Source organism: Photobacterium frigidiphilum, from assembly GCF_003025615.1.
In the GTDB taxonomy this organism is placed as follows: domain Bacteria; phylum Pseudomonadota; class Gammaproteobacteria; order Enterobacterales; family Vibrionaceae; genus Photobacterium; species Photobacterium frigidiphilum.
On the sequence record NZ_PYMJ01000031.1, the window covers coordinates 67,434 to 80,194 of the forward strand.

The window sequence follows — 12,761 nt, forward strand, 5'->3', positions numbered from 1 at the left end:
ATTTGCTATAAAACGGTAGTATCTTTTTTGATACATGCTGTTAAAAACAAATTGATTGTTTTGATTCATTACTGAAGCAGCGACAAATAACAGGGATGTTTATGCGTAAATTACTGAGTGGCATTGTTGCTGCTGTAGCTTTAATTAGTACTTCTGCTGCCGTTACTGCGGGTCCTATTCTTGACGATATAGCTAAATCAGGCGAACTACGTGTTTGTTTTGATGCGGGTTATATGCCGTTTGAAATGAAGAGTAAGAATGGCTCATTCATTGGTTTTGATATTGATATTGGCAAGCAGATGGCTCGCCAAATGGGTGTTAAGTATGTACCTATCAACACCGCGTGGGATGGCATCATTCCAACATTGTTGACGGGTAAGTGCCACATGATCAATGCCGGTATGACAATCAATGCACAGCGTAATATGCGCGTGAATTTTGCTGACCCATACATTGTTATTGGTCAATCTATTCTGATAAACCCTGAGCTTGAGGGTGAAATCACTAGCTATAAAGACTTGAACGACAGTAAATATACGATTGCAACCAAGCTAGGTACAACGGGCGAGCAAGCTATTAAGCGCATGATTAGCAAAGCGAAGCTAAATGTTTTCGAAACGCAATCGGATGCTGTACTAGAAGTGGCTAACGGCAAAGCGGATGCGTTTATTTACGATATGCCATTTAACGCGATTTATGCGTCACAAAATGATGGCAAAGTTATTCACCTAGAACAACCATTTACTTATGAACCTTTAGGTTGGGCTATTGCACAAGGCGATAGCGACATGCTGAACTTTTTGAATAACTTCCTACGTCAGATTAAAGGCGATGGCACTTATGATCGTGTTTACGATAAGTGGTTTAAAAATGACAGCTGGTTAAAGCAAGTACAGTAATCTTTATTGGCTAGGCATAGTGTCTGGCCAATTTTTTGTCTTCTTGTTTTAATCTCCAATACGCCTAATGGAAGTAGTTATGCTTAGGACGTCTAATCGTTGGCTGTGGCACGGCATTTTTGTAGTTATCGTCGCGCTGTCTATTTTTGGTATTTACCAAGCCTCAAAACAAATAAATTATAACTGGCAATGGGAAAGGGTGACGCCTTTCTTGTTTGATACCTCTCCACTAGAAGTGATAGCGGCTGGGGATGGCAGTGTTGTTATTAACGATGATGGCTCATTGGTTGTTAATTTCGATTACGATGATCAACCACAAGTTGTTACTCAGTACGACGAGCTGTTTGTTGCTGATAGCGATATTGTTTTCGAGGGTGATGTTCTTGCCCAATCAGAAAACTGGTCTGTCGGCCCTTTAATAGTAGGGTTGTGGGTAACCCTGAAAATATCGGTTATATCATTATTCTTTGCCGTGATTATCGGCTTAGTTGCAGGTTTAATGCGAATTTCAAATAACCCTGTGACTAAAAATCTTTCGTTTTTGTACGTTGAAATTATTCGTGGTACACCGCTGCTAGTCCAAATATTTATTGTCTATTTTTTCTTAGGCACAATATTCGATTTAGAACGATTTACGGCCGGTGTGGTAGCGCTTTCTGTTTTTACTGGCGCCTATATTGCCGAGATCATTCGATCGGGTATTCAATCTATTCCCCCTGGGCAAATGGAAGCTGCGCGTTCATTAGGGATGAATTACCCCAAGGCAATGGCTTACGTTATTTTACCTCAAGCATTTAAGCGCACATTACCGCCAATGGCGGGTCAGCTTATTACGCTAATTAAAGACTCTTCATTAGTGTCTGTTATTTCTATCACTGATTTAACCAAAGCTGGGCGAGAGGTAATTAGTGGCAGCTTTGCAACGTTTGAAGTGTGGTTTGTGGTTGCGGGTCTGTATTTATTACTGACTATTTCACTATCATGGGTAGTGCAACGTATTGAGAAGAGGTTAGCGTCTAGTGACTAGAGATTACCAAGGCGACAATATGATTGTTGCTACGAATGTCGATAAGATCTACCCCAACGGATGCCATGCACTGAAAAAAGTCAGTGCAACCGTAAAGCGTGGGGAAGTGGTTGTTATTATTGGTCCTTCTGGTTCGGGTAAATCAACGTTTTTACGTACGTTAAACCAGTTAGAGGTGATTAATTCAGGCGACATCATGATTGATGGCATGGATATGTATGCCCGTGGTAGCAACATTAATGCGTTACGTGAAAACGTGGGTATGGTGTTTCAGTCTTTTAATTTATTTCCTCACAAAACAGTGAAGGGAAACGTCATGCTTGCGCCATTGAAAGTCACAAAGCGTGATGCTAAAGAAGTTGAACAACACGCGAAAGATCTGATTTATCGTGTTGGTTTAGCTGAAAAAATGGATGTGTATCCTTCTCATTTATCTGGTGGTCAACAACAGCGTGTCGCTATTGCTCGTGCATTGGCGATGAAGCCTGATGTCATGTTATTTGATGAACCGACATCGGCGCTCGATCCTGAAATGGTCGGGGAAGTACTCGACGTAATGAAAGCACTTGCTGCTGATGGAATGACAATGGTGGTGGTAACCCATGAAATGGGCTTTGCGCGAGAAGTGGCTGATCGTGTGTTATTTATGGAAGACGGTGAGCTATTAGTGAGTGATACGCCCGAAAATGTATTCGATACGACAATACATCCTCGTTTACAGCAGTTCTTATCTAAAATATTGTAATTAGAAGTGTTAACACATGCCGCCTCATACTTATGATTGCTCGTAAGCATGAAGCGGTATTGTATTTTACGTAGCGGATTGTTCAGTTAGATTATTCAATGTTATGCGGTAATCAGTGCTGAAATAATACCGATAATACCACCGAATACACCACCCCAAATCACCAACCAACCAAGATGCGCCGCTATCATCTTTTGTATCATTTCTTTTACTAATTGCGGGGTTAATTCGTTTAAGCGTTGATCGATAATATCTTCGATTGTGCTTCGAATTTCATCGAACATTGCAGGCTGTTCTATCTGATCTTTCAGTGCTTCTTTGAAAGCGTCTTGCTGACTGATGTCTGAAATGGCATTTTGCATTTTTTCAATAAAAGGTTGTTTTAGCGGTTGTAACGCCTCTTCGCCACCCATCATCACCAGCATGCCCCCGAATGAAGAATTCATAATGACTTCAATTAAAGAATCGAATGTTGGGCTTAGATCGACTTTCTCAATCACAGGCTTAATATCAAGTTGAGCAGGGCTAGCCATTTCATTACTAAGGAAACGGTCAACATTTTCTTTAGTGAAGAACTGCTCCATCATCAAGGTTTTTATACCCGATTTAAAATCTTCAAAACGAGCCGGAATAACCCCCGAACCGTATAAGCCTGGTACTTTTTCAAACAACATGTGAATAGCTAACCAGTTTGTTAGCGCACCAGAAAATGCAAACAAACCGCAGAACATGACAATTTGCTGGTTTGTGAGATAGCCAATAAGCAAAATCAACAATGAAATAATATTGGTTATTAGACTTTTATTGCTCATAAAATCCTCAGAGTGGGAAGTAAGTAGAAAACCGCGGGATTCTAGCAAAATAGTGTGACTAATGTCATGTTTATCGTCGGGGAATAAGCCAGCGGTGTAATGCTGGCTAGTTACTTGATTATCTGTCTTGTCTATTATCTTATTGGCTATGAACGTTGCCATTTGTCGATAACGTATGCAGCGATAATATCACCTTCAACATTGACCGCAGTGCGGAAGGTATCAAGTGGACGTTCAATGATCAGCAAGATAGCAATGGCTTCTAATGGTATGCCTGCTGCTAGTAGTACTAACTGCATGCCAGACATAGAACCAGAAGGCATACCCGGCGCACCAATTGACGATACCATCGCCATAATGAAGATCATGATCAAGCCGCTGGTACCCAAATCTACACCGTAGAGTTGCGCCAAGAAAATAGCGGCTACACCTTCAAATAGTGCCGTTCCATCCATATTCATGATAGCCCCTAGGGGAAGCACCATGCTGCTGGTTGACTGTGAAACGCCTAACTCATTTTCTGCGGTTTGCATTGATAACGGCAAGGTTGCAGAACTTGATGATGTTGCGAATGCCATGGCCATAGGTGCTGACAATGCTTTAAATAACGTACTGAATTTTATGCCCGTTGCTAGCTTGGCGATAACGGGTAACACGATGCCACCGTGAATCAGTGTGAGTACGAAAACCAATAAAGCGAATTGGGCGAGTTGACCAAAAATAGCGCTACCGCTGGTGGCTGTAAACTCGAAAACAATGGCAAAAACAGCAATGGGTGCGAAGCGAATAATACCCGAGACAAAACGGTTCAAAGCGCTGTTGACGCCAGAGATAACCTCAAACACAGGGTGTTTAGTCGGTAAGCTTGTTAGTAGCGCCACACCAAATAGCAGAGAAAAAACAACAATGGCGAGCAAATTTGTATTAGTAAGTGCAGAAAAAGGATTAGCCAATGCCATGTTGAAGAGTTTTTCTGCAATAGCACCACCAGAGGCAGCTGTATTATCAATTAGTTGTACATTTTCACCGACTGAAACCGATGCGGTATCGATCAACTGAGGCCAAGCAGGCAAGGCGAGGGATGAGCCTAACCCTAATGCAATCGCAATCAGTGAGGTAAAGCTATAAAACAATACCGCTTTATAACCCAGAGTTTTCAGTCGTAATGTGGATCCTAAACTGGTGATCCCTTGTAGCAGGGAAAACATCACAACCGCACCAACCACCATTTTTAACAGCCCAATATAGGTTGTTTTTGTCAGAATCAGTAATTGAAAAGCCGTCGTTTGCGTTATATTCGATGGAAGTGGTAACAGTGTGGCGAGAAGCCAAGCAATAATGGCAGATAGAAATAGCTGAACAGGCAGTGAAATAAAATGTTTTTTGCTCATTGTTGCGCCTTTTGCCTTGTCGTTATGATGAGTATTTCGACAAGAAACAAACCCTATATATTGGATGCAGTAATCATCACGGCTTAATAAAAGAACAGCCTTCGAATGAAGGCTGTTTAGTCGACACTCAATGAGGTCGTTAGGCGGCTACTTTTTATAGCCGCCGCTGTAATCGTATTTACTTATTTATCGAAGTGAATAACGGTACGAATACTTTCACCTTTGTGCATCAGTTCAAAAGACTCATTGATGTTATCTAAACCCATGGTGTGTGTAATGAAATCATTCAATTTGAATTCACCAGCCATGTAACGTTCAACAATTTCAGGTAGCTCAGAGCGACCTTTAACACCGCCAAACGCAGAGCCACGCCATACTCGACCAGTCACTAACTGGAATGGACGGGTAGAGATCTCTTGGCCAGCACCGGCAACACCGATAATCACCGATTCGCCCCAACCTTTATGGCAGCACTCAAGGGCTGAGCGCATTACGTTTACATTACCAATACATTCAAATGAGTAATCAACACCACCATCGGTTAACTCAACAATTACATCTTGAATTGGTTTGTCGAATTTAGTTGGGTTAATGCAGTCGGTAGCTCCTAATTGACGAGCAAGATCAAACTTACTTTCGTTAATGTCGATTGCAATAATGCGACTCGCTTTCGCCATTTGAGCACCGATAATGGCAGATAGACCAATACCACCCAGACCAAAGACTGCAACAGTGTCGCCTTCTTGTACTTTGGCAGTGTTAAGTACTGCACCCATACCGGTTGTTACACCACAGCCTAATAGGCAGACTTCTTCAAGTGGTGCTTCTTTGTTTACTTTTGCCAGTGAAATCTCAGGCAGTACGGTGTATTCAGAGAAAGTAGAGCAACCCATGTAATGGAAGATTGGCTGACCGTCTTTGTAGAATCGAGTCGTACCATCTGGCATTAAGCCTTTACCTTGTGTTTCACGAATTTTTTGGCAAAGATTTGTTTTACCAGACTTACAGTATTTACACTCACCACATTCAGGAGTGTAAAGTGGAATAACATGGTCGCCAACTTCAACACTCGTTACGCCTTCGCCAATCATCTCGACGATACCACCGCCTTCATGACCAAGAATGACAGGGAAGATACCTTCTGGATCATCGCCAGACATCGTAAATGCATCTGTATGGCAGACGCCTGTCGCAACGATGCGTACTAGTACTTCACCAGCTTTCGGTAACATTACATCCACTTCTTCAATAGAAAGTGGCTGGTTTGGACCCCATGCGATAGCAGCTTTTGATTTGATGAATTGTTCAGTCATGTTGATGTGTCTCTCTATTAGAATTCGGGAGAAAGGGGAAGAAGTTCGCATCCCCGTTTCGATGGTTGCTATTGTAGTCATTTCTCACACGGCGATAATCCCATTAAATGGTAAATGATTATTACCGTATGGAAATAGTGTGACTAGCAAAGATAGAGAGGAGCCTAGGCAGGTAGCGATGGCGTATTATTCACGGGCGAGGTGAGTTTGTTGCCATTTTAGAAAGGGGAGGGTTAGGCAGAGTAACAATAAGGCATACACCATTTTCAAACCTAACCCATAGGCGAGAAGAGCACAGAACAAACAGCCTAGAAAAATGAGTGGTTGGTAGCGCTTAGGTAACAACTTAGCGGCAGCCATCATCGAGGCAAAATAAATTACCACAAACACGCCATTAACCCATGCGATCAAATCTTCCAGCTCTCGGTTCGCCACATAGGCCAACACAATCACTAAGCCCATTACTATCAATATGGCAGCCAAAGCACGTGATGGTACATTGTGTTGATTAAGGGGCGACAAGTAACGCGGCAGTACGCCGTCTTTACTGAAACTCCACGCTAAGCGAGACAAACTAGCGGTATACACATTGACGGTGGCTAACCCGCCAGCAATCCCCAGAATACCAATGACTTGTGCCCCTAAGCCGCCAAAGCCATAGTTAAATGCATTAATCATGGCTAAATTGCTGCTTGGTAAATTGCTACTCTGCAAATGACCGCTCTGTAAGTTGCTCGCGACAATGTCGGTAGGCATTGGCATACGTAATAACACCCATGTACATAAGAAATAGATACTGCCAACTAACACAGTACCAATCATCATTGCGGGTAACATATCTTTTTTGGGGTTACGAAAATCATTAGCTAAGTGAGACATGGCTTCGACACCAAGGAAGCTCCAAAATGCTAATCCTGCAGCTGTCATAATTAGATTAGGTTGGATCTTTTCCTGCGATAATACTGTTGAATAAGTCTGCACTACCGCTTCACCAGTTGTTAGCCCGAACTGTATAACCGAGAAGAGTGCTATAACGACGATAATAATCGCTAACGTCAGTAAAAACTGTAACTTAGCAGATATCTGGATACCTTTGTAATTCAGCGCAAACAGCAGTAATAATGACCCTAGCTCTGCCGCTAATAAACCTTGTTCTGATAGAGGGGTTAATGCATAGACAAAATGAAAGGTCAGTAAAATCGCAGCAGGCGCGCCAATTGGCACCACAAACAAAAAGAGTAAACCGATGGATCGGCCTGCGACTTGACCAAAGGCTTGTTCGACAAAATAAGCCGGGCCGGCAGCGTGCGGGAACTTGGCTGTTAGCGCCCCAAAGACAACAGTGACAGGAATGATAGCCAGTGTTAACAATAGCCACGTATAGATTGCACCATAGCCAGCAATATCAATGGTCATTTGCGGTAAAATAAACACGCCAGTACCTAGCAGTGTAGTGGCCAGTAAGCCTGCGCCTTGCCATCGTCCCATTTTTGTTGAACTGTCATCCATTGCTAATCCTGTCCATTCGTGGTGATATTCTAGTTGATAGGCTGAGTATAACGGGGTCGGTGTTGACAAACTGTCAGATCAACCCTGAAATATGCAGCTTTTCACGACAATTTGCAGGTTTTATGCAACAACACTAAAGACTTACCGAAAAGAGCAGAGGACGCCCTTGGACAAATTTGATCAGGCAATCATTGCTGAATTACGGAAAAATGCCCGCCAAAGTGTGTCTGCAATTGCGGAGGCGGTGAATCTGTCTCGTCCTGCAGTTACAGAGCGGATCAAAAAATTAGAACAAACTGGCACGATTCGCGGTTATCAGGTCTTACTGTCGGAATCACAGAAAGAGGGTGTATCGGCATATTTTGAAATTCGTCATCAATGTGCACGGTGTGCCGATGTGGTCGAAATATTTAAAACGTTGCCTGAAGTACAATCTTGTCATGGGGTTAGTGGTGATATGGATTTATTAGTGTTTGTAAAAGCCGATTCAATCCAACGATTACATCAAATACGTGAAACCTTGGATGCACACATTGATATTGTCAAAATAAAAACCCATGTGGTTATGAGTGAGTGGTTGTAATAATTAATGGATTTGGTATTACACGTATGATTCACCGCGATGCGTTTCTAATAAAAAAGCCCACTATCAAAATGAATAGTGAGCTTTCTTGTTTTATTGATTGTGCGCTTTCTTTAAGAAAGCCGACACGGTGTTATTTGTCTTTGACTTCTTCGAACTCGGCTTCAAACACATCATCGTCAGTTGAAGATTGACCTGTTGTGTCATTCGTTTGTTGGCTTGATTGAGCATGCTGCGCTTGTGCCTGTTGCTGCGCCATTTGTACCAGGGCTTGAGATGCTGTCATTAATGCTTGTGTTGCATTATCAATAGCGACTTTATCGTCACCTTTACGTGCGGCATCAACATCAGCCATTGCGGTTTCAATCTTTGCTTTTTCATCAGCAGGAAGTGCATCACCCAGCTCTTCAACTTGCTTACGGGTACTGTGGACCAGTTGATCGGCTTGGTTTCTGGCTGTCACTAACTCTTCGAACATTTTGTCCGTTTCTTTGTTAGCTTCTGCTTCTTGCACCATTTTTTCGATGTCGTCGTTACTTAACCCGCTAGAAGCTTGGATGGTGATCTTCTGCTCTTTGTTTGTGGCTTTATCCGTAGCAGAAACATGTAATATACCATCGGCATCTAAATCGAAGGTCACATCAATTTGTGCTGTTCCACGTGCTCCAGCTTGAATGCCTTCGAGGTTAAATTGCCCTAACGATTTGTTGTAGCTCGATTGCTTACGTTCACCTTGCAACACGTGAATCGTAACGGCACTTTGGTTATCTTCTGCGGTTGAGAACACTTGATTCGCTTTGGTTGGAATCGTGGTGTTTTTCTCAATCAACTTGGTCATCACGCCGCCCATGGTTTCAATACCAAGAGACAGTGGAGTCACATCCAATAACAAGACATCTTTTACCTCACCAGCTAATACACCAGCTTGAATAGCAGCACCAACAGCAACTGCTTCATCTGGGTTTACATCTTTACGCGGCTCTTTACCAAAGAACTCTGTCACTTTGGCTTGAACCATAGGCATACGAGTTTGACCACCCACTAAGATAACGTCAGTGATATCGGTGATGGATAAATTAGCATCTGTAAGCGCGATTTTCAGTGGCTCTAATGAACGTTGTACTAAGTCTTCAACCAGTGACTCCAATTTCGCACGAGTTACTTTAACGTTCATGTGTTTCGGGCCAGCGGCATCGGCAGTGACGTAAGGCAAGTTCACATCGGTTTGCTGTGCAGAAGAAAGCTCAATTTTTGCTTTCTCTGCCGCTTCTTTCACACGCTGCATCGCTAATGGATCAGATTTCAGGTCAATACCTTGTTCTTTCTTAAATTCGCCGACTAAGTAGTTAATCATACGATTATCAAAGTCTTCACCGCCGAGGTGGGTATCACCGTTGGTCGATAATACTTCGAAGGTTTTCTCACCGTCAACTTCGTCGATCTCGATGATAGAGATATCAAATGTACCCCCACCCAAGTCGTATACCGCGATGGTACGTTCGCCACCTTGTTTATCTAAACCATAAGCTAATGCAGCGGCTGTTGGTTCATTGATAATACGTTTTACATCAAGCCCTGCAATGCGGCCTGCATCTTTGGTTGCTTGACGCTGTGCATCGTTGAAATACGCTGGCACGGTGATAACAGCACCCGTTACTTCTTCACCTAAATAGTCTTCGGCGGTTTTCTTCATCTTTTTCAAGACTTCAGCCGAGACTTGCGGTGCAGCCATTTTTTTGCCTTTTGCCTCAACCCATGCATCACCATTATCGGCTTTCACAATATTGAATGGCATAATTTCGATGTCGCGTTGAACTTCTTCATCTTCAAAACGACGGCCAAGCAAACGCTTAATCGCAAATAATGTATTTTTTGGGTTGGTTACGGCTTGGCGTTTTGCGGGTTGACCCACTAATATCTCGCCATCTTGGGTATATGCAATCACTGAGGCTGTGGTGCGTTCACCTTCAGCATTTTCAATTACACGTGGCTTGTCGCCATCCAATAGGGCAATACAAGAATTCGTTGTGCCTAGGTCGATACCAATAATCTTACTCATAATCTTTTCTCCAAGAATTTTGTAGACGGCTGAAGGCGAAAACGCAGTAACCCTGAGGTCTCGTGTCGTTTATCGGAAATCATCAGCCGTTGGATATATCAATTTATCAATTGTTTATAGATGAGAACGTACATGAAAAAAGCGGTATTTAATCAAGGGCAATATTAATAAGATCATGCTCTTGGTGTTATTCACCGTGTTGCTTTATTTCATCATGTTGCTCTATGGTTGTTTCTCACCTGATTACACGCTTTATTTATGGCTGATGGCAATCGTACGTGGTTGCATGACGTCTGGTGTTTCACGCTCTAAATCGATATGAAGTAGACCATTTTTCATGGTTGCGTTTAGCACTTTGATGTAGTCAGCTAATTGGAACTTACGTTCGAAATCGCGCTCAGCAATGCCTTGATAAATGTAATTCTTGTCTGCGTCTTCGTTGTTTTTACTTTCAGCAGTGATGATAAGTAGATTTTCTTTTTGGGTGATATCGATCTGATCGTCAGAAAAACCCGCTACCGCCATGGTAATACGGTAATTGTTTTCATCTTTCTGCTCGATATTGTACGGAGGGTAACCGTTTGATGTACTTTTCGCATTTTTTGCGTTGTTCGATTCCATCATGTCAAACAGACGGTCGAAACCAATAGCACTACGGTATAGGGGAGTAAAATCGACATTTCTCATAAAACTATCCTCATAAATAAGCAATAGCCTTAGTGATAAATACGCATGAGGGTATCAGACGTAACTAGGCACTAAGGGGATCAGAACATACACTCCACAGACCACCTTGGGTTCAGGGACGTGATGCCTAACATTTCAAGTTGTTTACTTTCTCTTTGTTCCCTCTAACGAGGCGAACGAGACAAGTGGTTTGAAGTTCCATCTGGCAACTTCTGTAATTAATTTATGCTTCCGGTGGGATTTAGTCAATAACTAAAATTAACTATTTCATTCTGATTTGTGTATATATCTAATAAGTAAGGGTTTTAAGTTGTTTTTGGCGTGAGTGTTGATGGTGTTAGATTAGGGCGTATTGACGTTTCAAACGTCTAGCCTGTGAAATTTTGAAACGTCAACACGCCCTAGTTCAATATGAAAAAGTCAGATTTAATTTCCGAGTTTTATGCTACAACGTTTGAATGTACGTTGCCAAAATTTGACGTGTTTTAGAGTGGCTGCACGAAATGATGCATGTAATTGCCCTTCGATATAGGTGCGATGGTAGGGCGTGAATGCATCGAGTGGCGGAGAGATAATTGAAAATGCTGTAATAAGATCAGGTTGAAGCTGTTGGTATTGTGAATCTAACTCTGCCAGGTAAGGCTGAATAGGTTCAGCAAAGAATTTGAAGAAGACATTACGTAAATAGGTCGCTTTCTGTTGATTTCGGTTCAGACCGCAACTGATCGTGTTTTCTTGTGCTTCAAGTAAGGCTGTTGTGGCAAGTAACCAATCACGGGCACGTGTCATTGAGTAAAACAATTGTCCGTAATAACGAAATAGGTGGATTTGTTCTTGGTGATACAGCAAAGCATCTATTGATTGCTTTGATGTTGGCATTTTAGTGAGAATGTTGGTGGTAATGCCTGCAATATTGCGAAAGGCTTCTTGGTTTTCGACAAAGCCTGGAAAGTGATTTAATTCAAAGGTTACTGAAACGGGGGAGAATTGCTGTCGCCATTCTTTGCCACCAACGACCATATTCCATAGGTGGTGAGGTAATTGCTGTTGCTTCAGTGTTTCCAGTAATACTAATTCAGTGTGAAGTGCTGACTGGTTATCGAGTATTGACTGGTTATCGAATATGGCAATACAGCGATTTAGCCCATTAATTAACAGTAGTTCATATTGTAGCTGGTGGGTTCTATCTTGTACTTTTCCTAATATTGAATTGCGCTCGGCTATTAGGTGGAATAAATCACATTTTCTGAGTTCATAAGCGTTCAGCAAACTTATGCGTACATCTGGGTTTGGTAGCGTGAGCTCACGAACGTCAGGAAAGGGAATCATGGATGTTGTAGGGGGAGGTTTAGTGTCGACATCTAGAACGCTTGCCAATCGGTCATGATAGCTTTGAAAAGCCACCTCAGTACTGTTTCGTTCACACCCTGTAAGCAGTGCTATCGAGAAGAACAGCCCAAGCATGTGATATTGCAAGATCGATTTAGACATTCAACTATATAGCTCCTTATTCGTATTGTTTAATTATACGAATGATTAGGGATTGTCCATTACAGAGACAAAGCTCAAACAAATAATCGTCTTAAAATGCTATCTTGCTCAACTCTATCGTAAGCGTCTGGCCAAACACACCTTCATCTAATTTCTGATTTCAGTTATGTTATTTCCAAGTCACATAAAAGGAAATAACAATGAAAAGAACGCGCAACGAAACACAATGGCAGACTCTAATACAA

The 12,761-nt window shown here is 42.3% G+C and carries 11 protein-coding genes; 4 read left to right on the plus strand and 7 right to left on the minus strand.

Going from position 1 to position 12,761, the window contains the following annotated elements; translation table 11 throughout:
* Window positions 1-101 precede the first annotated feature (101 nt).
* From C9J12_RS22920 to C9J12_RS22930, 3 genes are all read left to right on the plus strand, one after another.
* A complete protein-coding gene (locus C9J12_RS22920) occupies window positions 102-899 on the plus strand; it encodes a transporter substrate-binding domain-containing protein (RefSeq protein ID WP_107244821.1) in 798 nt (265 codons plus the stop codon).
* A 79-nt stretch (window positions 900-978) separates the two neighbouring features.
* Window positions 979-1,926 (plus strand): amino acid ABC transporter permease, encoded by a 948-nt coding sequence (locus C9J12_RS22925; protein WP_107244822.1) that lies wholly within the window; start codon window positions 979-981, stop codon window positions 1,924-1,926.
* Between the two features lie 19 nt (window positions 1,927-1,945).
* A complete protein-coding gene (locus C9J12_RS22930; RefSeq protein ID WP_107244823.1) occupies window positions 1,946-2,671 on the plus strand; it encodes an amino acid ABC transporter ATP-binding protein in 726 nt (241 codons plus the stop codon).
* 101 nt (window positions 2,672-2,772) lie between these two features.
* Here C9J12_RS22930 and C9J12_RS22935 read toward each other — a convergent pair whose 3' ends face one another.
* From C9J12_RS22935 to yjeH, 4 genes are all read right to left on the minus strand, one after another.
* Window positions 2,773-3,483 (minus strand): DUF445 family protein, encoded by a 711-nt coding sequence (locus C9J12_RS22935; protein WP_107244824.1) that lies wholly within the window; start codon window positions 3,481-3,483, stop codon window positions 2,773-2,775.
* Between the two features lie 146 nt (window positions 3,484-3,629).
* On the minus strand, window positions 3,630-4,874 hold the full coding sequence (locus tag C9J12_RS22940; RefSeq protein ID WP_107244825.1) for a dicarboxylate/amino acid:cation symporter: 1,245 nt from the start codon (window positions 4,872-4,874) through the stop codon (window positions 3,630-3,632).
* Between the two features lie 182 nt (window positions 4,875-5,056).
* Window positions 5,057-6,187, minus strand: coding sequence for an S-(hydroxymethyl)glutathione dehydrogenase/class III alcohol dehydrogenase (locus tag C9J12_RS22945; protein WP_107244826.1), 1,131 nt, complete (start codon window positions 6,185-6,187; stop codon window positions 5,057-5,059).
* Window positions 6,188-6,373: 186 nt separating this feature from the next.
* Window positions 6,374-7,696 carry an L-methionine/branched-chain amino acid transporter gene (gene yjeH, locus C9J12_RS22950; protein ID WP_107244827.1) on the minus strand — a complete coding sequence of 441 codons (1,323 nt, stop codon included), beginning with the start codon at window positions 7,694-7,696 and terminating at the stop codon, window positions 6,374-6,376.
* 166 nt (window positions 7,697-7,862) lie between these two features.
* Here yjeH and C9J12_RS22955 point away from each other — a divergent pair, with 166 nt between their 5' ends.
* Entirely contained in the window at window positions 7,863-8,279 is a 417-nt protein-coding gene (locus C9J12_RS22955; RefSeq protein WP_107244828.1) for an Lrp/AsnC family transcriptional regulator, read from the plus strand.
* A 133-nt stretch (window positions 8,280-8,412) separates the two neighbouring features.
* Here the strand turns inward: C9J12_RS22955 and dnaK are convergent, their stop codons facing one another.
* The 3 genes from dnaK to C9J12_RS22970 form a co-directional block, all read right to left on the minus strand.
* A complete protein-coding gene (gene dnaK, locus C9J12_RS22960; RefSeq protein WP_107244829.1) occupies window positions 8,413-10,338 on the minus strand; it encodes a molecular chaperone DnaK in 1,926 nt (641 codons plus the stop codon).
* Between the two features lie 252 nt (window positions 10,339-10,590).
* Window positions 10,591-11,025, minus strand: coding sequence for an Hsp20 family protein (locus C9J12_RS22965; protein ID WP_107244830.1), 435 nt, complete (start codon window positions 11,023-11,025; stop codon window positions 10,591-10,593).
* A 426-nt stretch (window positions 11,026-11,451) separates the two neighbouring features.
* Complete coding sequence (locus C9J12_RS22970; protein ID WP_107244831.1) at window positions 11,452-12,516, minus strand: DUF3080 domain-containing protein; 1,065 nt, start codon at window positions 12,514-12,516, stop codon at window positions 11,452-11,454.
* Window positions 12,517-12,761: the final 245 nt, after the last annotated feature.

Bases quoted from the DNA above. Each gene is read 5' to 3' on its own strand.
- C9J12_RS22965 (WP_107244830.1), bottom strand. From the start codon at position 11,025: ATGAGAAATGTCGATTTTACTCCCCTATACCGTAGTGCTATTGGTTTC.
- dnaK (WP_107244829.1), bottom strand. From the start codon at position 10,338: ATGAGTAAGATTATTGGTATCGACCTAGGCACAACGAATTCTTGTATT.
- C9J12_RS22935 (WP_107244824.1), bottom strand. From the start codon at position 3,483: ATGAGCAATAAAAGTCTAATAACCAATATTATTTCATTGTTGATTTTG.
- C9J12_RS22945 (WP_107244826.1), bottom strand. From the start codon at position 6,187: ATGACTGAACAATTCATCAAATCAAAAGCTGCTATCGCATGGGGTCCA.
- C9J12_RS22925 (WP_107244822.1), top strand. From the start codon at position 979: ATGCTTAGGACGTCTAATCGTTGGCTGTGGCACGGCATTTTTGTAGTT.
- C9J12_RS22930 (WP_107244823.1), top strand. From the start codon at position 1,946: ATGATTGTTGCTACGAATGTCGATAAGATCTACCCCAACGGATGCCAT.
- C9J12_RS22940 (WP_107244825.1), bottom strand. From the start codon at position 4,874: ATGAGCAAAAAACATTTTATTTCACTGCCTGTTCAGCTATTTCTATCT.
- C9J12_RS22970 (WP_107244831.1), bottom strand. From the start codon at position 12,516: ATGTCTAAATCGATCTTGCAATATCACATGCTTGGGCTGTTCTTCTCG.
- yjeH (WP_107244827.1), bottom strand. From the start codon at position 7,696: ATGGATGACAGTTCAACAAAAATGGGACGATGGCAAGGCGCAGGCTTA.
- C9J12_RS22920 (WP_107244821.1), top strand. From the start codon at position 102: ATGCGTAAATTACTGAGTGGCATTGTTGCTGCTGTAGCTTTAATTAGT.